General features: G+C 71.6%; 20 protein-coding genes. 13 read left to right on the top strand and 7 right to left on the bottom strand.

Annotated elements, in window-relative coordinates; genetic code table 11:
* The first annotated feature begins 43 nt into the window (after positions 1 to 43).
* The 4 genes from ACSHXC_RS28090 to ACSHXC_RS28075 all read left to right on the top strand — a co-directional run bounded on the left by ACSHXC_RS28090 (position 44) and on the right by ACSHXC_RS28075 (position 4,931).
* Positions 44 to 1,240 (top strand): bifunctional adenosylcobinamide kinase/adenosylcobinamide-phosphate guanylyltransferase, encoded by a 1,197-nt coding sequence (locus ACSHXC_RS28090; protein ID WP_438294252.1) that lies wholly within the window; start codon positions 44 to 46, stop codon positions 1,238 to 1,240.
* A 30-nt stretch (positions 1,241 to 1,270) separates the two neighbouring features.
* Complete coding sequence (gene cobT / locus ACSHXC_RS28085; protein WP_438294251.1) at positions 1,271 to 2,356, top strand: nicotinate-nucleotide--dimethylbenzimidazole phosphoribosyltransferase; 1,086 nt, start codon at positions 1,271 to 1,273, stop codon at positions 2,354 to 2,356.
* A gap of 77 nt (positions 2,357 to 2,433) precedes the next feature.
* Positions 2,434 to 4,203, top strand: a complete 1,770-nt coding sequence (locus tag ACSHXC_RS28080; protein WP_438294250.1) for a phosphatidylglycerol lysyltransferase domain-containing protein — start codon at positions 2,434 to 2,436, stop codon at positions 4,201 to 4,203.
* On the top strand, positions 4,200 to 4,931 hold the full coding sequence (locus ACSHXC_RS28075; RefSeq protein ID WP_438294249.1) for a hypothetical protein: 732 nt from the start codon (positions 4,200 to 4,202) through the stop codon (positions 4,929 to 4,931). The genes ACSHXC_RS28080 and ACSHXC_RS28075 overlap by 4 nt, the downstream gene beginning before the upstream one ends.
* Here ACSHXC_RS28075 and ACSHXC_RS28070 read toward each other — a convergent pair.
* Positions 4,880 to 5,635 carry a hypothetical protein gene (locus ACSHXC_RS28070; protein WP_438294248.1) on the bottom strand — a complete coding sequence of 252 codons (756 nt, stop codon included), beginning with the start codon at positions 5,633 to 5,635 and terminating at the stop codon, positions 4,880 to 4,882. The two genes, ACSHXC_RS28075 and ACSHXC_RS28070, sit on opposite strands and share 52 nt — an antisense overlap.
* 78 nt (positions 5,636 to 5,713) lie before the next feature.
* Here ACSHXC_RS28070 and ACSHXC_RS28065 point away from each other — a divergent pair, with 78 nt between their 5' ends.
* The gene (locus ACSHXC_RS28065; RefSeq protein WP_438294247.1) at positions 5,714 to 6,496 is read left to right on the top strand and encodes an adenosylcobinamide-GDP ribazoletransferase; all 783 of its coding nucleotides are present in this window, start codon (positions 5,714 to 5,716) and stop codon (positions 6,494 to 6,496) included.
* A gap of 3 nt (positions 6,497 to 6,499) precedes the next feature.
* Here the strand turns inward: ACSHXC_RS28065 and ACSHXC_RS28060 are convergent, their stop codons facing one another.
* The 5 genes from ACSHXC_RS28060 to ACSHXC_RS28040 all read right to left on the bottom strand — a co-directional run bounded on the left by ACSHXC_RS28060 (position 6,500) and on the right by ACSHXC_RS28040 (position 13,056).
* A complete protein-coding gene (locus ACSHXC_RS28060; RefSeq protein ID WP_438294246.1) occupies positions 6,500 to 7,321 on the bottom strand; it encodes an endo alpha-1,4 polygalactosaminidase in 822 nt (273 codons plus the stop codon).
* Entirely contained in the window at positions 7,318 to 7,935 is a 618-nt protein-coding gene (locus ACSHXC_RS28055) for a spherulation-specific family 4 protein (RefSeq protein ID WP_438294245.1), read from the bottom strand. The genes ACSHXC_RS28060 and ACSHXC_RS28055 overlap by 4 nt, the downstream gene beginning before the upstream one ends.
* A 47-nt stretch (positions 7,936 to 7,982) precedes the next feature.
* A complete protein-coding gene (locus tag ACSHXC_RS28050; protein WP_438294244.1) occupies positions 7,983 to 9,419 on the bottom strand; it encodes a hypothetical protein in 1,437 nt (478 codons plus the stop codon).
* On the bottom strand, positions 9,416 to 10,966 hold the full coding sequence (gene pelF, locus ACSHXC_RS28045; protein WP_438294243.1) for a GT4 family glycosyltransferase PelF: 1,551 nt from the start codon (positions 10,964 to 10,966) through the stop codon (positions 9,416 to 9,418). The genes ACSHXC_RS28050 and pelF overlap by 4 nt, the downstream gene beginning before the upstream one ends.
* Before the next feature lie 77 nt (positions 10,967 to 11,043).
* The gene (locus ACSHXC_RS28040; RefSeq protein ID WP_438294242.1) at positions 11,044 to 13,056 is read right to left on the bottom strand and encodes a hypothetical protein; all 2,013 of its coding nucleotides are present in this window, start codon (positions 13,054 to 13,056) and stop codon (positions 11,044 to 11,046) included.
* Positions 13,057 to 13,388: 332 nt separating this feature from the next.
* Here ACSHXC_RS28040 and ACSHXC_RS28035 point away from each other — a divergent pair, with 332 nt between their 5' ends.
* From ACSHXC_RS28035 to ACSHXC_RS28000, 8 genes are all read left to right on the top strand, one after another.
* The gene (locus ACSHXC_RS28035; protein WP_438294241.1) at positions 13,389 to 14,918 is read left to right on the top strand and encodes a leucyl aminopeptidase; all 1,530 of its coding nucleotides are present in this window, start codon (positions 13,389 to 13,391) and stop codon (positions 14,916 to 14,918) included.
* Positions 14,919 to 15,251: 333 nt separating this feature from the next.
* Positions 15,252 to 16,640 (top strand): dihydrolipoyl dehydrogenase, encoded by a 1,389-nt coding sequence (gene lpdA / locus ACSHXC_RS28030; RefSeq protein ID WP_189961025.1) that lies wholly within the window; start codon positions 15,252 to 15,254, stop codon positions 16,638 to 16,640.
* 54 nt (positions 16,641 to 16,694) lie between these two features.
* Positions 16,695 to 18,431 carry a 2-oxoglutarate dehydrogenase, E2 component, dihydrolipoamide succinyltransferase gene (gene sucB, locus ACSHXC_RS28025; protein WP_438294240.1) on the top strand — a complete coding sequence of 579 codons (1,737 nt, stop codon included), beginning with the start codon at positions 16,695 to 16,697 and terminating at the stop codon, positions 18,429 to 18,431.
* Between the two features lie 127 nt (positions 18,432 to 18,558).
* Positions 18,559 to 19,185: a GntR family transcriptional regulator gene (locus ACSHXC_RS28020; protein ID WP_438294239.1), complete on the top strand. Its 627-nt coding sequence runs from the start codon at positions 18,559 to 18,561 to the stop codon at positions 19,183 to 19,185.
* Between the two features lie 226 nt (positions 19,186 to 19,411).
* The gene (gene aceE / locus ACSHXC_RS28015; RefSeq protein ID WP_438294238.1) at positions 19,412 to 22,108 is read left to right on the top strand and encodes a pyruvate dehydrogenase (acetyl-transferring), homodimeric type; all 2,697 of its coding nucleotides are present in this window, start codon (positions 19,412 to 19,414) and stop codon (positions 22,106 to 22,108) included.
* 99 nt (positions 22,109 to 22,207) lie between these two features.
* Positions 22,208 to 22,981, top strand: a complete 774-nt coding sequence (locus tag ACSHXC_RS28010) for a VOC family protein (RefSeq protein WP_438294237.1) — start codon at positions 22,208 to 22,210, stop codon at positions 22,979 to 22,981.
* A gap of 101 nt (positions 22,982 to 23,082) precedes the next feature.
* A complete protein-coding gene (locus ACSHXC_RS28005; protein WP_438294236.1) occupies positions 23,083 to 24,063 on the top strand; it encodes a helix-turn-helix transcriptional regulator in 981 nt (326 codons plus the stop codon).
* A gap of 77 nt (positions 24,064 to 24,140) precedes the next feature.
* Positions 24,141 to 25,052 carry a FadR/GntR family transcriptional regulator gene (locus ACSHXC_RS28000; RefSeq protein WP_438294235.1) on the top strand — a complete coding sequence of 304 codons (912 nt, stop codon included), beginning with the start codon at positions 24,141 to 24,143 and terminating at the stop codon, positions 25,050 to 25,052.
* A gap of 38 nt (positions 25,053 to 25,090) precedes the next feature.
* Here ACSHXC_RS28000 and ACSHXC_RS27995 read toward each other — a convergent pair whose 3' ends face one another.
* Positions 25,091 to 25,324 carry a hypothetical protein gene (locus ACSHXC_RS27995; protein ID WP_344371879.1) on the bottom strand — a complete coding sequence of 78 codons (234 nt, stop codon included), beginning with the start codon at positions 25,322 to 25,324 and terminating at the stop codon, positions 25,091 to 25,093.
* Between the last annotated feature and the right edge of the window lie 82 nt (positions 25,325 to 25,406).

The raw sequence follows: 25,406 nt of genomic DNA, 5'->3' as shown, positions 1-25,406 counted from the left end.
ACCGGGCGCGCAAGAGGGCCCCTGACGCGGGAGGATCGTCCCTGTGGAACTGACTCTCCTCGGCACCGGGGCCCCCACCGGCCTGCCGCGCCCCGACTGTCCCTGCGCCGCGTGCGCCGTCGCCCGCGGCGGCGACGCGCGGGCCGCGACCGCCCTGCTCGTCGACGGCGCGCTGCTGCTCGACCTCACCCCGGGTGCGGCGCTCGCCGCCGCCCGCGCCGGACACACCCTCGCCGGCGTGCGCCAGGTGCTGCTCACCCATCCGCACGCCGGGCCCGCCGTGGAGCTGCCCGCCGGGCTGCCCGCGGCCGGGCGGGTGCCGGACGGCCGCAGGCTGACGCTGATCAGCGGCCACCGGGTGCTCGCGGTGCCGCTGGACTCGCCCGGGACCGGGTACGAGGTGACCTCCCCGGAGGGCGAGCGGCTCCTTTACCTGCCCCCGGGCGGGGCGCCCGCCGGGCCCGCCGAGGTGCGCCCGTACGACATGGTGGTGGCCGATGTCGCCGGGCGGCCCGACGCGCTGGCGCGGCTGCGGGCGGCGGGCGGCATCGGTCCCGCGACGGACGTGATCGCCGTCCACATCGACCACGACGTCCCGCCCGGGCGGGAGTTGGAGCGCCGGCTCGCGGCGCTCGGCGCGCGGGCGGTGCCCGACGGCACGACGCTGGTCGTCGGCGAGTACCACGCGGTGCCCGACCTGCCGCGCCGCACGCTCGTCCTGGGCGGCGCGCGCTCCGGCAAGTCGGTGGAGGCCGAGCGGCGCCTGGCGGGCTTCCCGCAGGTCGTGTACGTGGCGACGGGCGGCACCCGCGACGGCGACGCGGAGTGGGCCGCGCGCGTCGGCCTGCACCGCGAACGCCGCCCCTCCTCCTGGCGCACCGAGGAGACCTGCGAACTCGCGCCGCTGCTCGACGAGTCGGGGCCGCCGCTCCTGATCGACTGCCTGGCGCTGTGGCTGACCGACGCGATGGACCGGGTCGGCGCCTGGGACGACGAGAAGTGGGCGGCGGGCGGCGAGCGGGCACTGAGGGAACGCACGGCCGAGCTCGTCGCGGCGGTCCGGGGCACCTCGCGGACGCTGGTGGCGGTGAGCAACGAGGTGGGCTCCGGCGTGGTGCCCGCCACTTCGTCGGGGCGGCGGTTCCGGGACGAACTGGGGCGCCTGAACGCGCTGTTCGCGGCCGAGTGCGAGCAGGTCCTGCTGGTCGTCGCGGGGCAGGCGCTCACGCTGCGCGGCTGAAACGAACGCGCTGGCGGTACTGTTCGGCAAATGAGCAGGCTGAACCTGGACGACTTCTCCGATCTGATCGAACGCCCCGACAACGGTGTGCGGCGGGACGCCGAGGAACGCCGGGAGCGCCTCACCGTGCCGCCCGGCGCCCTCGGCCGGCTCGACGAGCTCGCCACCTGGCTGTCGGCGGCACAGGGCGCCAACCCGGTCCGGGCCGTGGAGCGGCCCCGCGTGATCCTCTTCGCGGGCGACCACGGCGTGGCCGGGCTCGGCGTCTCGGCCCGCCCGGCGGCCTCCGCGCACACGCTCGTACGCGCCGTCCTCGAAGGCGCCAGCCCCGTCGCGGTGCTCGCCCGCCGCCAGGGCGCCTCGGTCCGCGTCGTCGACGCGGGCCTGGACTGCGACCCGGCCCTGCTGCCCGAGGACGTCGTACGCCACCGGGTGCGGCGCGGCAGCGGCCGCATCGACATCGAGGACGCGCTCACCGTCGAGGAGGCGGAGGCGGCCGTACGGCTCGGCATGAGGATCGCCGACGAGGAGGCCGACTCCGGCACCGACCTGGTGGTGCTCGGCGACCTCAGCGTGGGCGGCACCACCCCCGCGGCGGTGCTGATCGCCGCGCTGTGCGGCACGGACGCCTCGGTGGTCACCGGCCGCGGCGGCGCCGGGATCGACGACCTGGCGTGGATGCGCAAGTGCGCCGCGATCCGGGACGCGCTGCGCCGGGCGCGGCCGGTTCTCGGCGATCAGCTCGAACTTCTGGCCGCCGTGGGCGGCGCGGACCTTGCCGCGACCACCGGTTTCCTGCTGCAGTGTGCGGTGCGCAGACTGCCGGTGATCCTGGACGGGGTCGTCTCGTCGGCCTGTGCGCTGGTGGCTCAGCGGGCGGCCTTCCGGGCTCCGGACTGGTGGCTCGCGGGCCAGCTGAGCGGCGAGCCGGGCCAGTCGAAGGCGCTGGACCGGATGGCGCTCAACCCTCTGCTCGATCATGGCGTCACAGTGGGCGAAGGAACCGGGGCATTGCTCGCTCTTCCCCTCGTACAAGCCGCGGCCGCACTGGCCGCGGAGCTGCCCGAGCGCACCGACCAGCGCGCGGAGAGCCCCGAGGAGAGCGGCGACGCGTGAGCCGCGGCGGAGCCGGGCCCCCCTCGGCTCCGCCCGCGATCACTGTGGAACGCTATGCCGCCATATCATCGCGTTTCATGGGAGAAGTCCGCTTGAGCACCACCGAAGGAACGAACCGGAGCACCCCCCGGTCGCGGCGCGGGATGGCGTTCGCCGTCTGGTACCTGCGCGTCGTGACGTTCATCAATTTCCTCAGCGCCGTCTGGGTCACCCTCGGCCAGGGGCTTCGGCGGCACAACACGGACGACTACTTCACTCCGTACCTGCTCGAAGCCGGCTTCACCTCGGGCGTCGTGACGCTGTTCCTCGCCGTCACCATGCGCCGGCGCAAGCGGGCCGCCTGGATCCTCAACATGGTGCTCGGCGGGCTGTTCCTGGCGCTGTTCGCGTTCGCCATGGCGTTCCCGGAGATCCACCGCTACGCGCAGAACTGGGTCTCGCTCACCCTGACCGCGGCGTTCGTACTCGCGCTGCTGCTCGGCCGCCGCGAGTTCTACGCCAAGGGCGACCGCTCGAACCCGCTGGCCGCGGTCGCGACCGCGGTCGGCGGCCTGCTGGTCACCTCGCTGATCGCGGCGGTCCTGGTCAGCGCCACCAACACCTACGACGGCACCGACCACTCGACGTTCCTGCAGCGCTGGCGCTACGGCGTGATGCGGCTGGTGTTCCTGGTCCCCGACGACCGGCACACCCAGGGCATCACCACCCCGGGCTGGGTCAACGTCACCATCAACGTCCTGGCCACGCTGCTCCTGATCGCCGTCATCTACGCCGCCTTCCGCAACCGCAAGGCCGTCGACCCGCTCACCGTCGAGGACGAGGAGAAACTGCGCGCGCTCCTGGACAAGCAGGGCGAGCGCGACTCCCTCGGCTACTTCGCGCTGCGCCGCGAGAAGGCCGTCATCTGGTCGCCGACCGGCAAGGCCGCCGTCACCTACCGCGTGATCAACAGCGTCTCGCTCGCCTCCGGCGACCCGATCGGCGACCCCGAGGCCTGGCCGGGCGCGATCGAGCCGTGGCTGGCCGAGGCCCGCGAGCACGGCTGGATCCCGGCCGTCACCGGCGCCAGCGAGGAGGCCGGGCAGATCTACGCCCGGCACGGCCTGGACGCCCTGGAGATGGGCGACGAGGCGATCGTGGAGACCGCCGAGTTCACCCTGGAGGGCCGCGCGATGCGGACCGTGCGCCAGGCGTACAACCGGGTGAAGAGGGCCGGGTACGAGGTACGGATCCGCCGTCACGCGGACATTCCTGCCCAGGAGATGAACGAACTCCTGCGCAAGGCCGACGACTGGCGCGACGGCGCCACCGAACGCGGCTTCTCGATGGCGCTCGGCCGGCTCGGCGACCCCGCCGACGGCCAGTGCATGATGCTCGAATGCTTCGACGGCGAGGGCGAGTTGAGGGCGCTGCTCAGCTTCGTGCCCTGGGGCCCCGAGGGGCTCTCGCTCGACCTGATGCGGCGTGACCGCGACTCCGAGAACGGCCTGATCGAGTTCATGGTGATCGAACTCCTGCAGCGCGCCAAGGAGATCAAGATCACTCAGGTCTCACTGAACTTCGCGATGTTCCGTTCCGTCTTCGAGCGCGGCTCGAAGCTCGGGGCAGGACCCGTGCTGAGGCTGTGGCGCTCGCTCCTCAGCTTCTTCTCCCGCTGGTGGCAGATCGAGTCTCTTTACCGGTCCAATGCCAAGTACCGGCCGATCTGGGAGCCACGGTTCACGTTGTTCGAGAAGAGTGCGGATCTGCCGCGGATCGCCATCGCGTCCGCGCGCGCCGAAGGGTTCCTGGAGGCCCCCGGGCTGCCCAAGTGGCTGCACCGCAGGCATCTGGAATCGCAGAGATGAACGGCCCGCGCAGGGGCGCCGTGGGCAGGTTCGCCGAGCGCGAGTGGGGGCCGCTGTACAAGACCGTGAAGTACGCGCTGCGCACCCAGCGCTGGCGGGCGATCCCGCTGACGATCTCGGCGGTCCTGCTCACCTCGGTCTTCCAGGTCATCCAGAACCAGTCCTGGGGCTTCCGGCCGATCCAGGTCATCGGCTCCGTGAAGGCCGAGTACCCCTTGTGGATCTCGCTCCTGCGCACCCCGTTCTCGCTCTTCGTACCGGCCCTCGACCTGCCGGTGTGGGGCGCGCTCGCCCAGGTCCTTCTCGTGTTCGGCATCGCGGAGATCTGCATCGGGCGCGGCCGGATGCTGCTCATCGCGTACGCGGCGACGCTGGCCGGCACCCTGTACGCGCGGGTCGGCATCCACATCGGCCCGGACAGCGTCTTCGGGCTGCCCGCCTCCGCCGCCAAGATGGTCGACACCGGCCCCTCGGCGGCGGTGGTCGCCCTCGCGGTGTACGTGTGCTGGCGCTACCGGGCGTACTGGACGGCCGGGACGGTCGCGCTCGCGATGGTCGTCGAAGTGGTGCTCAAGAACAACCTCGCGGGCAAGGAGCACATCGCGGCGCTCATCGTGGTCGCCGTGATCTGCTGGATCACCCATGCGCGGCGGAAGCGGCGACGCGACCGGCATGATCAGGGGCGGCGCACCGGGAGCCTGTCGGGTGCGCCGCCGATCCAGTCCTGAAAGCGGCGCCGCGGCTGTGACCAGCGCCGGTCGTGGCGGTAGGCCCTGAGCCCGGCCTTGGCCCTGGCCCGCGGCCGGTTGCGGTAGAAGCGCTGGGCCCACGGAGAGCCCGGCCGGGCCAGCCGAATCGCGCCGACAAGGGCCACGAACGGCACGAACGTGCCGATCACCGAAAGCCGCACCTTGCCCTTGAACAGCGAGATCAGCACGAAGCAGAAGTTGATCGCGATCGTGGTGACGAACGAGCCCCGGCTCTCCCGCTCCCCCGGGCTCACGTCGTTGACGCCGAGCGGTGAGAACCCGGCGAGCACCAGCGCCATGAGGGCGGCCGTCATCACCACGATCTCGACGCTCTTGCGGCCGTTCTCGCTCCAGTACACGTCGTCGAGGTGCAGGATCAGCGCGAACTCGTCGAGCACCAGGCCGGCGCCCATCCCGAACAGGACGGCGAAGATGGCCGCCGCGATCCCGTGCCGGCCGCTGCCGACCGCCCCGAAGCCGCCGACGATGGTGAGGATGACCCCGGGCACCACATGGTGGATGTGCAGCCCGCCCGGCCTGATGTTCCGGAACGGGCCGCGCCCGGCCCGGATCAGACGCGTGATGGAGCGCGTGACCAGGAACGTCACGACGAACGCCGCCAGCGCGAGCAGCATGGGGAGCTTGCCCGGCTCAGTGATGTTCCGGTAGAACCAGTGACCCATCCCACCCGCCCTTGTTTGCGCTGGTATGCGCAATTTACCGCCGCCGGGGGGCCGTGTGCTCGGGATACCCTGCGCCGGGTGAACCCCAGCAAGGCCCTGCACGGCGTACGTTTCGCCTTCGGCACCCTCACCGTCTTCCCCGCCCGCATCACCCGGTGGGACCGCGCCGCCGCCCGCGCGGGGATGACGCTCGCCCCGCTGGCCGGCCTGGCCGTCGGCCTGTGCGCGGCTGCCACGGGCGCGGGGTTCTGGGCGGCCGGGGCCGGGGCGCTGCTCGTGGCGGTGGTGAGTGTGGCCGTGCCCGCCCTTCTGACCCGGGGGCTGCATCTGGACGGGCTCGCCGATGTCGCCGACGGGCTCGGCAGCGCCAAGCCCGCCGAGGACGCACTGCGCATCATGAAGCGCAGCGACATCGGCCCGTTCGGCGTGGTCGCCCTGCTCTTCCTGCTGCTCGCCCAGATCGCCGCCCTGTCCCGGCTGTACGAGGCCGGCTGGGCCCGGGGTGCCGTGGCCACCGTCGTCTCGGCCGTGGCAGCGCGCACCGCCCTCACCCTGGCTTCCCGGCGCGGAGTTCCGGCGGCTCGTCCGGACGGGCTCGGCGCTGTGGTGGCGGGCACGGTGCCGGGGCGCCGCGCGGCCATGGTGGCCGCCCTGGTGACGGCGGCCTCCGCGGCGGCCGGGCTGCTCTTCGGGCCCTGGCCCGCGCTGCACTTCGCGCTCGCCGTGCCGGCCGGGCTCGCGGTGGCCCAGGTGCTGCTGCGGCGCTGCGTGGGGAGGTTCGGCGGGGTGACGGGCGATGTGTTCGGGGCGGTCGCGGAGACCTCCGCGACGGTGACGCTGATCACCCTCACCCTGGGTTGAGCCTCAGCAGGGTTCGCGCCACGCCAGCAGGTCGTACTTCTTCTCCATCGAGCTGAGCCCCAGCTTCTTGGACGCGGCGCAGAACTTGGCCGGCGGGAGTTCGTACTCGACGTGGAAGACGGCCTTGCCCGCCTTCACGAACGGCGTGAGCTTGTCGCACTCGCCGTACTGGGCGCACTGTTCGTTGACCGCGAAGTCGAAGTGGGCGAGCAGCTGCGGGATCTGGTCGAGGTCGTTCTTCAGGCCGACGGCCAGGCCCCGGTCATGGGCGAGCTTGGCGATGAGCTCGTTGTACTTGAGCTGGTCGGCGGCCTTGAGCGGGAAGCCGGTGTCGTTGTTGTAGCCGTCCATGTTGTCCGGCTCGACCGCGTCGAACCCCTTGGCTCTGCACAGGTCGAAGCGCTTGGCGATCAGCGGTTCGAGGACGTCGGTACGGCGGATGTCGAGCCAGCGCTCCCCGTCCCAGCCGTTGCCCTTGCCGAGCACTTGCTTGGGGAACCGCTCGGCGTCGGGGCGCCAGTTCTCCCAGGCGCCCGTCGAGACGTAGCAGATGACCTTGCGGCCCCTGCGGTGCAGATCGGCGACGGCCGCCGCGTCCTGGTCGACGGCGTCGATGTCGTACACCTGGACGTCGACGGCCGGGTCGAGCTTGCCCTTGAGCTGCCACTGCCAGGTGAGACCCGGCCGGGGCTGCCAGTGCGGGCCGGACGGGGCGGGCGGCACGGTGTCGCCGCCGCCCCCGTCTCCGTCGTCGGGGCCGTCCGGGGAGCTGGTGCACGCCGCGAGCAGGAGCAGCGGGACAAGCAGCCAGAGTGAGCGTTTCACCGGACGGGCTCCAAGCGGTGCGGCAACGTGCCCCAGGGATGCGGAAGTTGACCGGGGACGAGGCAGTGGACGGGGGCCTGGGCGACGGCGTCGGGTGGGGCCCCGTACACCAGATGGCAGGTGTCGGGCCCGGTCGGCCCGGCCGGCGGGTACGCGGACCACGGCCCCTCGAAGGTGACCAGGAGATCGGCGATCCGGGCGTAGCCGGGGTGCGGTACGGCCCCGTGGTTCAGGACGAGCGTGACGTACGTGTCGTACGTGGCGGCGAGCGCGGCCCGCAGGTCGGCGTAGTACGGCAGTTGGAGCGCGGAGGTGGCCGCCTGGTCGAGGAAGAGGCCGTGCACCCCGTACCAGGCGCGGTGGCGGGCCGCCTCGCGCACGACGTCCTGCGGCGGGCGCGCGCCATAGGCGGTGTCCACATAGCCGAGCACGCGCACGCCCGCCGAGCGCAGCCGGTCGGCCACCTCGGCGAAGGCCGCGTCCGCCGAACTCCCCGAGCCGTTGGCCGGGTTGAGGACGACCCCGTACAGCGAGGGCGCGGCGGCGATCAGCGCGTCCCAGGCTTCCGGCTGCTCGGCCGGGTGCTCGTAGTAGGGCACCAGCAACTTGCTCATGTGCTTCCTCGCAGCGCGTTCAGGGTACTCGGGGGTCCTCGATCCGATCATGGCCGGTGGGCGGTCGCCCTCCCCACCAGGACACAGACCAGCATGGCAAGCAGCGCGGCCGCTGTCCCCGACACGGCGAGACCGGTCGGCGGCGGCGCGCCCAGGAGCAGTGCCAGGGTCTGGGCGACGGCCGCCGCGCAGCACACCAGGGCCGCACCCGGCGCCGCCCCGAACGACTGGAGCAGCAGCCCGGTCCACAGCACCGCGCCGATCAGGAGCAGCGTGGCCAGGCGCAGCCCGCTCAGCGCGGGGGCGTCCGGCCACAGCCGGGTGCCGGCCTCGGCGAGGCCGGCCAGGATCAGCAGGTACGCGCCGATGCAGACGGTCACGGTGACGGCGACCGAACCGCGGAACCCGTGCGCGCTGGACGTGGTCCTGAGTCCCGCCAGGCTCTCGGCGCGGAAGCGGTGCAGAAGCCATTCGGCGGGGCCCATGCTGAGGGTGAGGGCGACGGCGGAGGGACCCGCGACCGTGCCCGCCGAGCCGTGCCGGAAGATGTCGCCGAGGGCGGCGTACAGGACGAGGACGCCCGCGCCAAGGCCGAACAGGCCGTACGGCACGGAGGCGGCGAGGCGGGGCGAGACGGCGCCGCGCGGCCCCGGCCCGGCCTCCTCGCCGCGCAGCGTGAGCACGGCCAGCGTCACGGCCGCGGTCAGCGAGACGAGCAGCAGCACCGGCCCGGCGAAGGACGGAAGACCCGGTACGACGCCGAGGGTGAGCGGCAACAGGGCCCAGAACAGCGGGCGTTCACGGCCGAGCACGAGCAGCGCGGTGGCCGCCGCGAGATAGCAGCACTGCCCCGCGGCGAACGCGGCGGCGGGCAGCTCGCCCGGGCCGGTCGCGGCGAGGGCGGCGAGCGAGCTGAGGGCTGCGCCGAGCGGTGCCCCCAGGCGCAGCGCGCGCACGGCGGCCGGGCGGTCGGCGAGGCTGAGCCAGGAGTGGGCGCGGTGCGAGAGCGACTGGTTCCACACCCAGCCGGTGACGGCCCCGGCGAGCAGCGGAATGGTTCCGCCAGGCAGGCCGAGCGTGGCGCGGGGGCCGGCCAGGAGGGGCGCGCCCAGGACGTAGGCGAGCCCGGGCAGCGCGAAGACGAGGCCGCGCAGGAGGCAGGGGCCGAGGTGGGCGTGCCAGGGCTCGGCGGGTGGCGCCGGGGGCTCGGGGTAGCGGCGCTCGACGCGGCCGTAGAGCTCCTCGGCGAGCGAGAAGGAGTCGGGGTGCCCGTACACAGCTCTTATCTGAGCGTCCGACATGCCGTCGGACTCGATAATGGCGGCTATTTCATCCGGATGGACGGCAGCCGCTATCAAGTCCTCCAGGCGCAGGGCGAGTTCGGTGAGGGGGTCGTCCTCGGGCAGCCCGGGCAGGCGCTGGCGCGGGATGAAGGGCAGGGTGTCCTGCCCTTCAGCCCCGCCGACCCACAGGGAACCGCTCACCGGGGCGCCCCGCCGAGGCTGCTGGGCTGCGGGTCGTCGGACAGCTCGCGATACCAGGGGCCGGTGAGCTGCAGCGTCCAGTCGTCCTCGGGCGCGAACCCGGCCGGGGCGAGCTCGGGTTCGGGGCATCCGGCGAGTTCGAGGTAGATGCGCCTGAAGCCGTCCACCGAGCGGTGCAGGGTGAATTTGTCGACCACGCGCTGCCGGGCGGCGGCGCCCAGCGAGGCCCGACGCCCGGGGTCGCGGAGCAGTCCGAGGGCCGCCTCGGCCATCACCGCGGGCTCGCGCGGCGGCACGACGAGTCCGGCCTCGCCGGCCGCCTCCCGTACGCCTCCGACGTCCGTGGACACGGTGGCGCGCCCGCAGGACATCGCCTCGATCAGCGAGAACGGGAAGCCCTCGCTGATGCTGGAGAGCATCACCACGCTGCCCGAGGCGTACGCGCTCGCCACGTCGCTGACCCGGCCCTCGTAGGAGATGCCGTCGGTGACGCCGAGCTCGGCGGCCAGCTTCTCCAGGCGGGTCTTGTAGTCCTCGCCGCCGGCCGGCACGCCCCCGTACAACCGGAGCCGGGTCTCGGGGAGTTCGGCGCGGACGATGGCGTACGAGCGGATCAGGGTCTCCAGGTCCTTGATCGGGTCGATGCGTCCGCACCAGCTCAGGGTGGGGACGGCCGGGTCGGGTCCGGCGTGCGGGAAGAGGTCGGGGTCGACGCCGTTGTAGACGGTGCGGATGCGCTCGGCGGGGGCTCCGCCGCGCTCCTCCCAGCGGCGGTTGTACTGGTTGCACGGGGTGATGAGGTCGGCCCGGCGGTAGCCCATGGTGTTGAGCTCCCGGTAGAAGCCGAGCAGTACCGCCTTGACCGGCCAGCTCTGCTCGCCGGTGCGGTAGCCGAGGTAGCGCTCCCGCAGGTAGATGCCGTGTTCGGTGAGCAGGAACGGCACGCCGTCGAAGTGCTGGGCGGCGAGCGCGGGCAGCGTGGCAAGTCCGCTGCTGACCGCGTGCGCCACGCTGTCCGCCGGAATGCGGGCGGACAGCGGGCGCAGTGCGTGTTCCAGGAGGTCGGTCGCGGTCAGGGCGTCGTGCACGGTGGGCTTCGCCCTGGACAGCGCCAGGTGCGGCATGGCCCAGATCCACATCAGCGACTTCAGCGCCGCCTCCGAGCGGAGCGCCGCCGAGAGCCGCCCGGCCCGGGCGAGCTCCGCCAGGCCGTACAGGGCCGAGGCGAAGTCGCAGCCGGAATCCGGGTCGAGCAGGGCGAGCAGGAAGCGCTCGTAGGTGTCGGTGAACCGGCGCCTTTCCTTGCCGAGGAGCGGCCGGCGTCTGCCGGGCTGCGGCCCCCACAGGGGAAAGGCCGTGTGCCGGTAGACGTTGGCCGGCAGCTCCCAGGCGACCGGCTCGCGGCCGCTGCCGGTGAGGGCGACGACATTGAAGTCGACCTCCGGCATGCCGCGTACGAGCTGATCGCACCAGGTGCTGACGCCCCCGTGTATATGCGGATACGTGCCTTCCGTGAGCATGGTGACATGACGGCCACTGCTCGGCATGGATGTCCCCCCAGGACAAGCGGTCGTGCGTGACGAGCGATCAAGCGGTCGTGCGTGACGAGCGGTCGGGCGGCCGGTCAGGCCGGCAGCTTCAGCGTGATGGCCGACTGGAGCAGCTCGGGCGAGGACCAGTCGGAGCGCTGACCCGCGTACGGCGTCCCGAACGCGGCGGTACCGAGGAGCAGTTGCTTGCGGGTGCCCTCCGGTGCCGTGATCGGTGCGGCCACCCCCTTCGGGGCCTGCACGGTGACGGTGTCGCCGATCCGGTAGGCAGTCACCGAACCGGAAGCCAGCGCCTTGTCCCAGGACGCCCTCCGGCTGAACTCGGTTCCCGCGTCCTTCTCGCGCAGGTTCACGATCGGCGCGTTGTCGGCGTACAGCGCCTTGTAGTCGCCGAGGACCTTGTCCAGGACCGGGTAGAGGATCCGCTCCTCGGCCAGGTTGGACTGGTGCACGTAGTGCGGCCGCGGGTCGTTCCACAGCACGTGCGAAAGGGCGGTCCTGGCCTCCCTGGGCACGATGTACGACTGGTAGCCGGTGGTGGTGTCCAGCGGCGCGGCCATGCAGGTGGAGGCCGGGTTGTTCTCGCAGACGCCGCTGCCGCCGTCGGCCTTGGAGGTGTACAGCCAGTTGTACTCGTCGGTCATCTCGGCGGCCTTGCCGACGTTGTAGTACACGTTCATCGGGTGCCGGGGGACGGTCTGGGCGGCGCCGACCGCGCGCTGGTCGGGCTCGCGCGAGGCGTCGCTGCCGGTCCACTTGACCCCGTTGTCGGCGAGCGCGCCCGCCAGGTTCGGGTTGTCGTCGGGCTGCTGCGGCAGGACCCGCATGCCGGAGTGCTCACCGGTGACGAGCTCGCTCCTGTCGACCGGGAGGCCCTTCTGGGCGGCCCAGGTGTTGTTCTGCGAGATCTGCGCGGAGATGTCGGCCCGGCTCATCCACTGGGTGGAGCCGTCGGCGTTCTTCCTGCACTGCCACGGCACGACGGTGTTGTCCTGGATACAGCCGAGGAACTCGTGCGTGTAGGTGTGGTTCACCCAGCGGTACTTGGCCTTGTCGGCGAGCAGTTGGGCGGCCAGCGCGTCGGTGCCGCCGTTCTCGGACTTCCACTCCTCGCCGGAGCCCGCGTTGAAGACCATGTCGAGCGTGAACCCGTTGGCCTGCTCCCACTGGGCCGCGTACTGGGCGTCGGCCGCCGTCATGCGGATGTCCGGGTTGGTGGCGCCGCCGGCGGGGCAGTCGAAGTCGCCCGGGGTGCAGTTGTGGACGCTGTCCCAGCGCGCGTCCGGCGCGAACACGTCGTCCACGTGCACCGTGAAGTAGTTGCGGCTCTGGCCGAGATGCACCCCTTGCGTCACCCACTCCACCATGCCTTTGGCCAGCGCCTGGAACTGCTCCTGGTACTGGTTGTAGGCGAAGGTGACGACCAGTTCGCTGCGGCCGTCGTGGGTGTACTGGCCGAGCAGGGTGCCGCCGGTCGGCGCGTCGAGGTAGCTGGTGAAGCCGTCCCTGGGGTGGCCCGCGTAGCCGTAGCTCTCCGGCACCGCGGGGTCGTTGTCCTCGAAGGTGAGCGGCCCGTCGAGATAACCGAGGGGCCCGGCCTTGCCGGCCGCGGTGACCTGGGACTTGACGCCGTCCAGGACGCCGGACCAGCCGCCGTTCCGGTCGGTGTAGTCGATGCCGACCTCGGGGTGCGCCCAGGTGTACGCGTCGATCTGGCGGATCCCGAAGGTCGTCTCGTACGTGGCGAGAGCGGCCTGCTCGGGGGCGCCGGCTGAGCCGAACGGGATCTCGTTGGGCGCGACGACGCCCTGGAACTTGGCGCGCGGGCGCCCGCTGACGGTGTCGCTGAGGAAGGCGGCGTCGATGACCGGTCGGCCCGCGGCGCCCAACTGGACCGTCTGGTACGGGACTCCGGTGTTCTTCAGCTCGGCGACGACAGCCCCGACCGCGCTTCCGCCGTCGTCGAGGACCAGCACCTTCAGATCGATGCGCGGCGCGACGGTGGCCGCCGCGTTGGCTGCCGGGATGGCTGTGGTGAGCAGTCCGGCAGCCATCAGCGCCGTGAGCGCAAGCCTGGTTCTGCCCATTTTCAAGGCCTTCGCCTTCATGTGTCCCCCCAAAAAGAGCCTCCGTGCGCGGAGTGCGCATGGAGAACCTGTGGTGATGATGCAAAGGGGCACGGTGCCCCCTGTGCCCCTTTGAGGCGAGTGTGACGGAGCTCTCACTAAGCCTGTGGGGCAAACGTGAAAGAGACACCACGGACGAGTGAATTACAGCCACCGCTATCGAACGACGTCACCGCGCGTAGGCTCGGTGACCGGTGGTCGACCCGCCCGAAATACGATGTCCCCGGTCCCGGCCGGCCCATCCGACGGTCGAACACTCCACAGGATTCTCAAGGAAGAGAGATCTCACCACCGTGACTGCTCTGACTCTCAGCACTGCCGGTGCGGCGACGCTGCGCGCCGACGCCCTCGTCGTCGGCGTCGCCAAGGCCGCCGGCCCCAAGGGTGGGCTGGTCGTCGCGCCCGGCGCCGAGGCCGTGGACAAGGCGTTCGACGGGAAGCTCGCCGCTGTCCTGGCGACCCTCGGCGCCAGCGGTGCCGAGGGTGAGGTGACCAAGGCCGTCTCCCCCGCCGGCGTCAAGGCCCCGTTCGTCCTCGCGGTGGGCCTCGGCACCGCCCCCGCCGACGACGAGGCGTACGCCTCCGAGGTGCTGCGCACCGCCGCGGGCAACGCCGCCCGCGCCCTGCACGGCGTCAAGAAAGCCGCGTTCGCGCTGCCGATCGAGGCCGCCGAGGACATCGAGGCGATCGGCGAGGGCGCCCTCCTGGGTGCGTACGCCTTCACCGCCTACCAGTCCGCCGACAAGACGGCCGCCGACGCCAAGGGCCCGCTCGCCGAGGTGGCGCTGCTCGGCGCCAAGCCGCGCGACAAGGCCCACAAGGCCGCCGCCGAGCGCTCGCTCGCGCTGGCCGAGGAGATGAACCGCGCCCGCGACCTGATCAACACCCCGCCGAACGACCTCACCCCCGAGGCCTTCGCCGCGGTCGTGTCGGCGGCCGGCAAGGAGCACGGCCTCAAGGTCCAGGTCCTGGACGAGAAGGCGCTGGAGAAGGGCGGCTTCGGCGGCATCCTCGGCGTCGGCGTCGGCTCCGCGAACCCGCCGCGCCTGGTGAAGATCTCGTACACGCACGCCAAGAACGCCAAGCACCTCGCGTTCGTCGGCAAGGGCATCACCTACGACTCGGGCGGCATCTCGCTCAAGCCGGCCGGCCACAACGAGACGATGAAGTGCGACATGAGCGGCGCCGCCGCCGTGTTCGCCGCCGTCGTCGCGGCCGCGCGCCTGGGCCTCGAAGTGAACGTCACCGGCTGGCTCGCGCTCGCCGAGAACATGCCGTCGGGCTCCGCCACCCGCCCGGGTGACGTCCTTCGCATGTACAGCGGCAAGACCGTCGAGGTCCTGAACACCGACGCCGAGGGCCGCCTCGTTCTCGCCGACGCGCTGTGGAAGGCCTCCGAGGAGAAGCCCGACGCGATCGTCGACGTGGCGACGCTGACCGGCGCCATGGTCCTCGCGCTCGGCGACCACACCTTCGGGATCATGGCCAACGACGACGCCTTCCGCACCGCGATCCACGAGATCGCGGAGGAGTCCGGCGAGCAGTCCTGGCCGATGCCGCTGCCCGCCAACCTGCGCAAGACCATGGACTCCCCCACCGCCGACCTCGCCAACATGGGCGTGCGGATGGGCGGCGGCCTCGTGGCAGGACTGTTCCTGAAGGAGTTCGTCGGCGAGGGCATCACCTGGGCCCACCTGGACATCGCGGGCCCGGCCTTCAACGAGGGCGCCCCGCACGGCTACACCCCCAAGGGCGGCACCGGCTCCTCGGTGCGCACCCTGCTCCGGCTCGCCGAGCGCACCGCCTCGGGCGACCTCGGCTGACAGCCCGCGCACAGCCGACACACGGCGCGGCCCCGGGTATGGATCCCGGGGCCGCCCGTGTTCACGCTCCGTACCGCCGCGCTTCGGCCGGATTTCGCTGTCGATGAAATCCGTACGCCGCCGCGATGCGGTGGAGTCACCCCTGAGAAGCGCCGAGTCAAACGATCGGACGTCTCAGACCCCGGCCCCGCGTCCCGCCTTCCGTCAACAAGTGCGAAGATGGGTTCTCGGCAGGACAGGGCCCCCACCACAGGGCCGAAGACAAGCGGCCGAACACCAGCCGCCGCCGGTCATCGACGACCGCGCCCGGCGCACATGCATGGAGGACGTGACGTGGCGAACGACGCCAGCACCGTTTTCGACCTAGTGATCCTCGGCGGTGGCAGTGGCGGCTACGCCGCGGCCCTGCGCGGAGCGCAGCTGGGCCTGGACGTCGCACTGATCGAGAAGAACAAGCTCGGCGGCACCTGCCTGCACAACGGCTGCATCCCCACGAAGGCCCTGCTGCACGCCGGCGAGATCGCCGACCAGGCGCGCGAGGCCGGCCAGTTCGGTGTCAAGGCCACCTTCGAGGGCATCGACATCAACGCGGTCCACGCGTACAAGGACGAGGTCATCTCGGGCCTGTACAAGGGTCTGCAGGGCCTGGTCGCCTCCCGCAAGGTGACCTACATCGAGGGCGAGGGACGGCTGTCCTCCGCCACCTCCGTGGACGTCAACGGCCAGCGCATCCAGGGCCGCCACGTCCTCCTGGCGACCGGCTCCGTGCCGAAGTCGCTGCCGGGCCTGGAGATCGACGGCAACCGCATCATCTCCTCCGACCACGCGCTGACCCTGGACCGCGTCCCGCAGTCCGCGATCATCCTGGGCGGCGGCGTCATCGGCGTCGAGTTCGCCTCGGCGTGGAAGTCCTTCGGCACCGACGTCACCGTCATCGAGGGCCTCAAGCACCTCGTCCCGGTCGAGGACGAGAACAGCTCCAAGATCCTGGAGCGCGCGTTCCGCAAGCGCGGCATCAAGTTCAACCTGGGCACCTTCTTCCAGAAGGCCGAGTACACCGCCAACGGTGTGAAGGTCACGCTGGCCGACGGCAAGGAGTTCGAGGCCGAGGTCCTGCTCGTCGCCATCGGCCGCGGCCCGGTCTCCCAGGGCCTCGGCTACGAGGAGCAGGGCGTCGCGATGGACCGCGGCTACGTCCTGGTCGACGAGTACATGCGCACCAACGTGCCCACCATCTCCGCCGTCGGCGACCTCGTCCCGACGCTCCAGCTCGCGCACGTCGGCTTCGCCGAGGGCATCCTGGTGGCGGAGCGTCTGGCCGGTCTCAAGACCGTCCCGATCGACTACGACGGCGTGCCCCGGGTGACGTACTGCCACCCCGAGGTCGCCTCCGTGGGCATCACCGAGGCCAAGGCCAAGGAGATCTACGGTGCGGACAAGGTCGTCGCTCTGAAGTACAACCTCGCGGGCAACGGCAAGAGCAAGATCCTCAAGACCGCGGGCGAGATCAAGCTCGTCCAGGTCAAGGACGGCGCCGTGGTCGGCGTCCACATGGTCGGTGACCGTATGGGCGAGCAGGTCGGCGAAGCCCAGCTGATCTACAACTGGGAGGCTCTGCCGGCCGAGGTCGCGCAGCTCATCCACGCGCACCCGACGCAGAACGAGGCGCTCGGCGAGGCCCACCTGGCGCTGGCCGGCAAGCCGCTGCACTCCCACGACTAGTAGCCCCTCGGGCGCGACGACCACTTCCGCAATTCGTAAGGAGCAACCGAAACCATGTCGGTTTCCGTAACCCTTCCGGCGCTCGGCGAGAGCGTCACCGAGGGCACCGTCACCCGCTGGCTGAAGGCCGAGGGCGAGCGCGTCGAGGCCGACGAGCCGCTGCTCGAAGTCTCGACCGACAAGGTCGACACCGAGATCCCCGCCCCCGCCTCCGGCATCCTGGCCTCCATCAAGGTGGCCGAGGACGAGACCGTCGAGGTCGGCGCCGAGCTCGCCATCATCGACGACGGCACCGGCGCCCCCGCCGCTGCCCCGGCTCCGGCCCAGGCCGAGGCCCCCGCCGCCCCCGCCCCGGCCGCTCCGGTCGCCGAGGCCCCCGCCGCTCCGGCTCCGGCCGCCGCTGCTCCGGCCGCCCCGGCCGCCGGTGGCGCCTCCGGCACCGACGTCGTCCTCCCCGCGCTCGGCGAGAGCGTCACCGAGGGCACCGTCACCCGCTGGCTCAAGGAGGTCGGCGAGGAGGTGGCCGAGGACGAGCCGCTCCTTGAGGTCTCCACCGACAAGGTCGACACCGAGATCCCCGCCCCGGTCGCCGGTGTGCTCCTGGAGATCGTGGTCGGCGAGGACGAGACCGCCGAGGTCGGCGCCAAGCTCGCCGTCATCGGTGCCCCGGGCGCTGCTCCGGCCGCCGCCCCCGCTCCGGCGGCTCCGGCCCCGGCCGCCGCTCCGGCGCCCACCCCGGCCCCCGCTCCGGTTCCGGCCCCGGTGGCTGCTCCGGCCGCGCCCGCTCCGGCGCCCGCCGCCCCGGCCCCCGCGCCGGTCGCGGCTCCGGCTCCGGTCACCCCGGCTCCGGCACCCGCTGCCACCGCCGGTGACGACGGTGCGTACGTCACACCGCTGGTCCGCAAGCTCGCCTCCGAGTCCGGTGTGGACCTGGGTGCGGTCAAGGGCACCGGCGTCGGCGGCCGTATCCGCAAGCAGGACGTCATCGCCGCCGCCGAGGCCGCCAAGGCTCCGGCTCCGGCCGCCGCCCCCGCCGCCAAGAAGGCCGCCCCGTCCGTCGAGGCGTCCCCGCTGCGCGGCCAGACGGTCAAGATGACCCGCATGCGCAAGGTCATCGGCGACAACATGATGAAGGCCCTGCACTCGCAGGCCCAGCTGACCTCGGTCGTCGAGGTCGACATCACCAAGCTGATGAAGCTGCGCGGCCAGGCGAAGGACTCCTTCGCCGCCCGTGAGGGCGTCAAGCTGTCCCCGATGCCGTTCTTCGTGAAGGCGGCGGCCCAGGCCCTGAAGGCCCACCCGGTCATCAACGCCCGGATCAACGAGGACGAGGGCACCATCACGTACTTCGACTCGGAGAACATCGGCATCGCCGTGGACTCCGAGAAGGGTCTGATGACGCCGGTCATCAAGGGTGCGGGCGACCTGAACATCGCCGGCATCTCGAAGGCCACGGCCGACCTGGCCGGCAAGGTCCGCGCCAACAAGATCACCCCGGACGAGCTGTCCGGCGCGACCTTCACCATCAGCAACACCGGCTCGCGCGGTGCGCTGTTCGACACGGTCATCGTGCCGCCGAACCAGGTCGCCATCCTGGGCATCGGCGCCACCGTCAAGCGTCCGGCGGTCATCGAGACCGCCGAGGGCACCGTCATCGGCGTCCGCGACATGACGTACCTGTCGCTCTCCTACGACCACCGTCTGGTGGACGGCGCCGACGCGGCCCGCTACCTGACGGCCGTCAAGGCGATCCTGGAGGCCGGCGAGTTCGAGGTCGAGCTCGGCCTGTAAGGCTCCGAAGGCAGCGTGGGACGGTTGTAAGACTCGTCTCACCAGCGGCCGCGCCCCCGCCCGGGCTCTTCCGGGCGGGGGCGCGGCCGTATTGTTTGGAGGTCACCGCTCGCCTTAAGGAGCCCCCATGACCGTGCCCGTCGTCCACTCGCTGCGCGAGCAGATCCGCGAGCACATCGTGGAGGGGATCGTCAGCGGGCGCTGGAAGCCCGGTGAGCGGATCGTGGAGCGGCGCATCGCGGTGGAGCTCCAGGTCAGCCAGACGCCGGTGCGCGAGGCCCTGCGGGAGCTGGAGAGCCTGCGCCTCATCGAGTCGGCGCCCAACAAGGGCGTACGCGTGCGGAACCTGACCGCGGCCGACCTGGAGGAGAGCTACCCGGTGCGGGCCGGTCTGGAGCAGATCGCGGCGGAGCTCGCGGCCGAGCGGCTGGCCGAGGACTGCTCGGCGCTTGAACCCCACGTGGCGGCGCTGTACGAGGCGGACCGGGCGGCCGACGGCACCGCGCAGGTGCGCCACACCGTCGGTTTCCACCGGGAACTGGTGCGGGCGGCCGACAACAGTGTGCTGTTGCACACATGGGAAGGCCTCGGCATCGAGGTGTTCACGGCGCTGTCCATCCGCTGGCTCGGCACCGTCCAGAAGTCCTACGCGGAGGAGCACGAGGACCTGGTCGCCGCGTTCCGGCGGCGGGATCCGGCCATCGGGGCACTGGTGAAGGCCCATGTCCTGGGGTGTGCGCCGCGTAGCGCCTGACCTGCACGGCCGGGTACCGGGGTCCTTCAAAAGCAAGGCACCCGGTGCCCTTTTTTGCGGCACCCTGTGCCTACTTTCGCGATTCGAAGAAGTTTTTGGCTCAGCACTTTGATCGATCATCGATCGGCGGCTTACAGTCGACGGCGGACTCACCGGTCCAAGGCCCCGTCCTGCCAGACAAAGGCCCCTTTTTCTCCACCCCCCTCCTGTCCGGAAGGCGGCGATCATGATCGACCCCGTAGCCAAGTTTCCGAGCGAGCTCGACCAGCTCCCGGACCGTGACACCGAGGAGACCGCCGAATGGGCGGCCTCCCTCGATGCCGTCGCCAAGGCCGCCGGCCCGCACCGGGCCGCGTATCTGATGCGCCGCACGCTGCAGCACGCCGAAGGTGCGGGCCTGGCCCTGCCCAAGCTGCTGGAGACGGACTACGTCAACACCATTCCCTCCTCCGCCGAGCCCGTCATCGACGGCGACGAGGAGATGGAGCGCCGGATCACCGCGTGGAACCGCTGGAACGCGGCGGCCATGGTGACCCGCGGCTCGAAGCACGGCGTCGGCGGCCACATCGCGACCTTCGCGTCCGCGGCCTGGCTGTACGAGACCGGCTTCAACCACTTCTTCCGCGGGAAGGAGGGCGACGGCTCCGGCGACCAGCTCTACATCCAGGGCCACGCCTCGCCCGGCATCTACGCCCGCGCCTTCCTCGACGGCCGCCTCACCGAGGCGCACCTCGACAAGTTCCGCCAGGAGTCGGCCGGCGACGGCCTGCCCTCCTACCCGCACCCGCGCCGCCTGCCCTGGCTGTGGGAGTTCCCGACCGTCTCCATGGGACTCGGCCCGCTCTCCGCGATCTACCAGGCGCGCTTCAACCGGTACCTCACCAACCGGAACATCAAGGACGTCTCGAACTCCCACGTGTGGGCGTTCCTCGGCGACGGCGAGATGGACGAGCCCGAGTCGACGGCGGCCCTCGCGCTCGCCTCCCGCGAGGGTCTGGACAACCTGACCTTCGTCATCAACTGCAACCTGCAGCGCCTCGACGGCCCGGTCCGCGCCAACTTCAAGATCGTGCAGGAGCTGGAGGCCCAGTTCCGCGGCGCCGGCTGGAACGTCGTGAAGTCGCTGTGGGGCGGCGCCTGGGACGAGCTCTTCCAGCTCGACACCACCGGCGCCCTGGTCCGCCGCCTGCGCGAGGTCCCCGACGCCCAGGTGCAGACGTACCAGACGCGGGACGCGGCCTACATCCGCGAGGACTTCTTCGGCAAGGACCCGGCGCTCGTCGAGATGGCGAAGCTGCTCTCGGACGACAAGATCCTGGAGTGCTTCCACCTGTCGCGCGGTGGCCACGAGCCGCGCAAGGTGTACGCCGCCTACAAGGCCGCCCTGTCCCACAAGGGCGCGCCGACCGTCATCCTGGCGCAGACCGTCAAGGGCTTCACCCTCGGTGAGGGCTTCGCGTCCAAGAACGCGAACCACCAGATGAAGAAGCTCACCAACGACGAGTTCAAGAACATGCGTGACCTTCTTGAACTGCCCATATCCGACGCCCAGTTCGTCGACGGCCAGGTCCCCTACGGCCACCCGGGCGCCGACTCCCCCGAGGTCCGCTACCTCCAGGAGCGCCGCGCGGCCCTCGGCGGCCCGGCCCCGGCCCGCCGCAGCCACGCGATCGCCCCGCTGCCGGCCCCGGCCGACAAGTCGTTCGCGGCCTTCGACAAGGGCTCCGGCAGCCAGTCGATGGCCACCACCATGGCGTTCGTCCGGCTGATGAAGGACCTGATCCGCGACAAGACGACCGGCAAGCGCTGGGTTCCGATCGTCCCGGACGAGGCCCGCACCTTCGGCATGGAGTCGCTGTTCCCCTCGCTCGGCATCTACTCGCCGAAGGGCCAGACGTACGAGCCGGTCGACCGCGACCAGCTGATGTACTACCGCGAGGCCAAGGACGGCCAGATCCTCAACGAGGGCATCACCGAGGCCGGCTCGATGGCCGACTTCATCGCCGCGTCCAGCGCGTACGCCACGCACGGCGAAGCGATGATCCCGTTCTACATCTTCTACTCGATGTTCGGCTGGCAGCGCACGGCCGACCAGATGTGGCAGCTCGGCGACCAGCTCGGCCGCGGCTTCCTGGTGGGCGCCACCGCCGGCCGGACGACCCTGACCGGTGAGGGCCTCCAGCACGCGGACGGCCACTCCCCGATGATCGCGGCGACCAACCCGGCGGCGATGTCGTACGACCCGGCCTTCGCCTACGAGGTCGCGGCCATCGTGAAGGACGGTCTGCGCCGCATGTACGGCGAGGCGGCCCCCGGTGAGGACCGAGACGTCTTCTACTACCTCACCGTCTACAACGAGCCGATGCCGCAGCCGGCGAAGCCCGCGGGCATCGACGAGGGCATCGTCAAGGGCCTGTACCGCTTCAACACGGCGGAGACGGCGGGCGTCACCGTCCCTGTCAACGCCTCGCGCATCCAACTGCTCGGCTCCGGCACCGCGATCCACTGGACGCTCGAAGCCCAGAAGCTGCTCGCCGAGGAGTGGGGCGTGGCCGCCGACGTGTGGTCCGCCACCTCCTGGACCGAGCTGCGCCGCGACGCCCTGGAGGCCGACGCGGCCCTGCTGCGCGGCGAGGAGCGAACTCCCTTCATCCGCAAGGCACTTGAGGGCGTGGACTCCCCCGTCCTCGCGGTCTCCGACTACATGCGCCAGGTCCCGGACCAGATCGCGCAGTGGGTCGAGCAGGACTACTCCTCGCTCGGCGCGGACGGCTTCGGCCTCTCCGACACCCGCGAGGCGGCCCGCCGCCACTTCGGCGTCGACGCCCAGTCGATCGTCGTCGCGGCCCTGGCCCAGCTCGCCAAGCGCGGTGAGGTCCCGGTCACGGCCGTGAAGGAGGCGCGCGAGCGCTACGGCCTGTAGGTCTTCGCAGGTACGCACGCGTGCCCCGTCCCGATTGCCGGGGCGGGGCACGCGTGCGTGAATGGTCGACCGGGGGCGGCACCACTCCGGGAGCACCGCATGAAGATCTACAACCGCCCGTCCACGCCCGCCTGGGCCGACCTGTCGACGACCGACGTGGCCGCCGCCAAGGCCTTCTACGGCGGGCTCTTCGGCTGGCAGGGCGCGGACGTGCCGATGGAGGAGGCGGGCGGCTACGGGATGTTCCTGCTCGGCGGCCAGTACGTCGGCGGATACGGGCCCTGCAGGGCGCCGGAGCAGCCGGTGGCCTGGCTGGTGTACTACCAGGTCGATTCCGCCGACGCCACGGCCGCGGCGGTGACCGGCAACGGCGGGTCGATCGTCGCGGGGCCCATGGACGTCTTCGAGTCGGGCCGGCTCGCGGTGTTCGCCGACCCCGAGGGCGCGGTCTTCGGCGTCTGGCAGCCCAAGGAGCACAAGGGTTTCGGGGTGGCCGACCAGCCGTACAGCATGTGCTGGTTCGAGCTCCTGACCCGGAACCCGGACCAGGCGAAGACCTTCTACCGGACGGTCTTCGGCTGGGACGGCGACAGCGAGCCGTACGGCAGCTCCGAATACACGGAATGGGAGCTCGAAGGAAAGAGCTTCGGCGGCATGATGCGGATGAACGAGGACTTCCCGCCGGAGGTGCCGCCGCACTGGATGGTGTACGTCGAGGTCGAGGACTGCGACGTTTCCGCGGCGAAGGCGCGGGAGTTGGGGGGCGAGGTTCACGTGCCGCCCACGACCATCCCGCCGGGCCGTTTCGCGCTCCTACGTGACCCGCAGGGCGGGGTGTTCTCGGTCATCGCCCTTGACGCGGCACATCGGTAGGCACGGGGCGCCCTACAGGGGCGCGGGGAACTGCGCGACCAGCCGCGGACGGCCCGCACCCGAAGGCGAACCCGAAGCCCCCCAGCCTGCATCATGGGCGCATGCGTGCAGCCCGGCTCATCAAGATGGTGCTTCTGCTTCAGGCGCGGCCCGCCATGACCGCCGCCGAGCTGGCTCGCGAACTGGAGGTCTCGGAGCGGACCGTGACCCGGGACGCGCAGGCGCTTGCCGAGGCCGGGGTGCCGGTGTACGCGGACCGGGGCCGGACCGGCGGCTACCGCCTGGTCGGCGGGTACCGGACGCGCCTGACCGGCCTCGCCCGCTCCGAGGCCGAGGTGCTGTTCCTGTCCGGAGTGCCGGGCGCACTGCGGGAGATGGGCCTGGAGGACGCCGCCTCGGCCGCCCGCCTGAAGGTGTCGGCCGCCCTGCTCCCCTCCCTCAAGGACGCCCCGTCCGTCGCCGCCCAGCGCTTCCACCTGGACGCCCCCGGCTGGTGGCAGGAGCCCGAGACGCCCGAGCTGCTGCCCGCCGTCGCCGAGGCGGTGTGGGACGACCGCGGGGTCCGGGTCGGCTACCGGCGCCCGGACCGCGCCGAGGTGGAGCGCGAGCTGGAACCGTACGGCCTGGTTCTGAAGGCGGGCGTCTGGTACCTGTGCGCCCGGGCGGCCGACGAGGGCGACGGCTTCCGGGTGTACCGGCTCGACCGGTTCACCGCGGTCGCGGTCGGCGAGGACCGCTTCGTACGCGACGAGGACTTCGACCTGCCGCGCTTCTGGGAGGCCCGCGCCGAGGAGTTCGCGCGCTCGGTGCTCCGCGAGACGGTGGTCGTACGGGTCTCGCCCGCCGGTGCCGCGCGCCTGCCGTACGTCACCAGCGACCGCGGTGCGGCGCGCGAGGCCCTGGAGAAGGGCAGGGGCCCGGACGAGGACGGCTGGCTGACTCTCACGCTTCCCGTCGAGTCACAGGATGTGGCGAACGGCCAACTGCTCGGCCTGGGACCGGAGTTGGAGGTACTGGAACCCACCGCGCTGCGCGACCGCTTCGCCGACGCGGCCCGCGCCCTGCGCCAACTCTACGAATAGGTCGGCCGCATTGGCAGATACGGTCAGTTTCCGGCAGACAACTCGCCGTCATTGGCAGGAAGTTGTAGGCTGGCAGCGTGCCTGGTAGCAGCGCTTCGACCGATGGGCAGCGGCGTCCGCGGGATGTGGTCGCGGACGGCTTACGCGCGCTCATCACCGGCGGTGAGTTGCGGGTCGGTGAGCACATCCCGACCCAGGCCCAGCTCAGCGAGCGGTTCGCCGTGCCGCGCGGTGCGGTCCGCGGCGCCGTCGAACTCCTGGAGCGGGAGGGCCTGATCAGGCGGGCCCAGCAGGGCACCCCGCCGACGGTGGCCCGCCCCGCGATCGTCCAGGCCGCGAACAACCGGCGCGAGGCGCCCGGCGGTCGCCGCCATTCGCCGCGGCCCGCGGGGATCTTCCTGGGCGAGCGGGTGGCGCAGTGCTTCCGCCAGGAGGAGGTGACCATCGACGCGTACTGCCTCAATGGCGAGACGCTGGCCTCCGCGCTCGCGGGTCCGCTGGTCACCGTGCAGGCGGAGGGCTCGGGCCCGCGCCGGGTGGCGGTGCGCATCCTGCTGCCCGACGCCGAGGCCCCGCTCGCCCTGCCCCAGGTGATCGGCGACCTGCAGAACGGCCGGCCGCGCGAGCGGCTGCGGATCACCAGCAGCCACATCTACGGCTCACTGCGGCACTCGCTGCGCATGCTCAAGGTCCGCGACCTGGTGCCGGACGTGACGGTCGAGGCCCGCAAGGTGTCGATCACCCCGACGCAGAAGGTCTACATCCTCAACGGCCGCGAGGTCCTCGCCGGCCACTACCAGGTGACCGAGCGCACGGTGGATCTCGACCGGAACCCGATCGAGATCTACGACATGCTCGGCGTGGAAGGCATGCTCTTCCGGCACACCGTGGTGGACGACGACCAGGTCACCCGCAGCTATGTCGAGCAGACCCAGCAGTGGTTCGACTCGCTGTGGAACACCATCGCCCGCCCCATGGATCCGAACTGAGCCGGATCCGGAGCGGGCCGCCTTTCAGCCGGCTGCGTTCAGAGCGCGGCGATCAGCAGGAGTACCAGGATCACGGCCGCCACGCACACCAGGTTCGTGCGCGGCCCGGCCGGAACCGGCCCCGGCTCCCGAGGGGCCGCGCCGGCACCGCCGCCCTTCGCGAGCAGTACGCCCAGGGCGAGCACCAGCAGGCCCGACGGGCCGAGCAGGGACACCACACCTACGTTCGACAGCAGTTCGAGGACGATTTGCACGCGCGTCTCCAGTCCCATGGAACACCTCCTCCGGTTGTCGCCGCCGGGGACCGCAAGTACTGAGCCCGGTACCTTCATTGGCAGGCGATTGTGTTCCCTT

It is taken from the genome of Streptomyces sp. HUAS TT7, from assembly GCF_051550175.1.
In the GTDB taxonomy this organism is placed as follows: domain Bacteria; phylum Actinomycetota; class Actinomycetes; order Streptomycetales; family Streptomycetaceae; genus Streptomyces.
The sequence above is the reverse complement of the archived record's forward strand: the minus strand, read 5'-3'. Positions and strand labels throughout refer to the sequence as shown.

What these genes read in the sequence shown, in the direction of transcription:
- cobT (WP_438294251.1), top strand. Translation starts at nt 1,271, where the DNA reads ATGAGCAGGCTGAACCTGGACGACTTCTCCGATCTGATCGAACGCCCC.
- ACSHXC_RS28080 (WP_438294250.1), top strand. Translation starts at nt 2,434, where the DNA reads ATGGGAGAAGTCCGCTTGAGCACCACCGAAGGAACGAACCGGAGCACC.
- ACSHXC_RS28075 (WP_438294249.1), top strand. Translation starts at nt 4,200, where the DNA reads ATGAACGGCCCGCGCAGGGGCGCCGTGGGCAGGTTCGCCGAGCGCGAG.
- ACSHXC_RS28070 (WP_438294248.1), bottom strand. Translation starts at nt 5,635, where the DNA reads ATGGGTCACTGGTTCTACCGGAACATCACTGAGCCGGGCAAGCTCCCC.
- ACSHXC_RS28055 (WP_438294245.1), bottom strand. Translation starts at nt 7,935, where the DNA reads ATGAGCAAGTTGCTGGTGCCCTACTACGAGCACCCGGCCGAGCAGCCG.
- pelF (WP_438294243.1), bottom strand. Translation starts at nt 10,966, where the DNA reads ATGCCGAGCAGTGGCCGTCATGTCACCATGCTCACGGAAGGCACGTAT.
- ACSHXC_RS28040 (WP_438294242.1), bottom strand. Translation starts at nt 13,056, where the DNA reads ATGGGCAGAACCAGGCTTGCGCTCACGGCGCTGATGGCTGCCGGACTG.
- sucB (WP_438294240.1), top strand. Translation starts at nt 16,695, where the DNA reads ATGTCGGTTTCCGTAACCCTTCCGGCGCTCGGCGAGAGCGTCACCGAG.
- ACSHXC_RS28020 (WP_438294239.1), top strand. Translation starts at nt 18,559, where the DNA reads ATGACCGTGCCCGTCGTCCACTCGCTGCGCGAGCAGATCCGCGAGCAC.
- aceE (WP_438294238.1), top strand. Translation starts at nt 19,412, where the DNA reads ATGATCGACCCCGTAGCCAAGTTTCCGAGCGAGCTCGACCAGCTCCCG.
- ACSHXC_RS28010 (WP_438294237.1), top strand. Translation starts at nt 22,208, where the DNA reads ATGAAGATCTACAACCGCCCGTCCACGCCCGCCTGGGCCGACCTGTCG.
- ACSHXC_RS28005 (WP_438294236.1), top strand. Translation starts at nt 23,083, where the DNA reads ATGCGTGCAGCCCGGCTCATCAAGATGGTGCTTCTGCTTCAGGCGCGG.
- ACSHXC_RS27995 (WP_344371879.1), bottom strand. Translation starts at nt 25,324, where the DNA reads ATGGGACTGGAGACGCGCGTGCAAATCGTCCTCGAACTGCTGTCGAAC.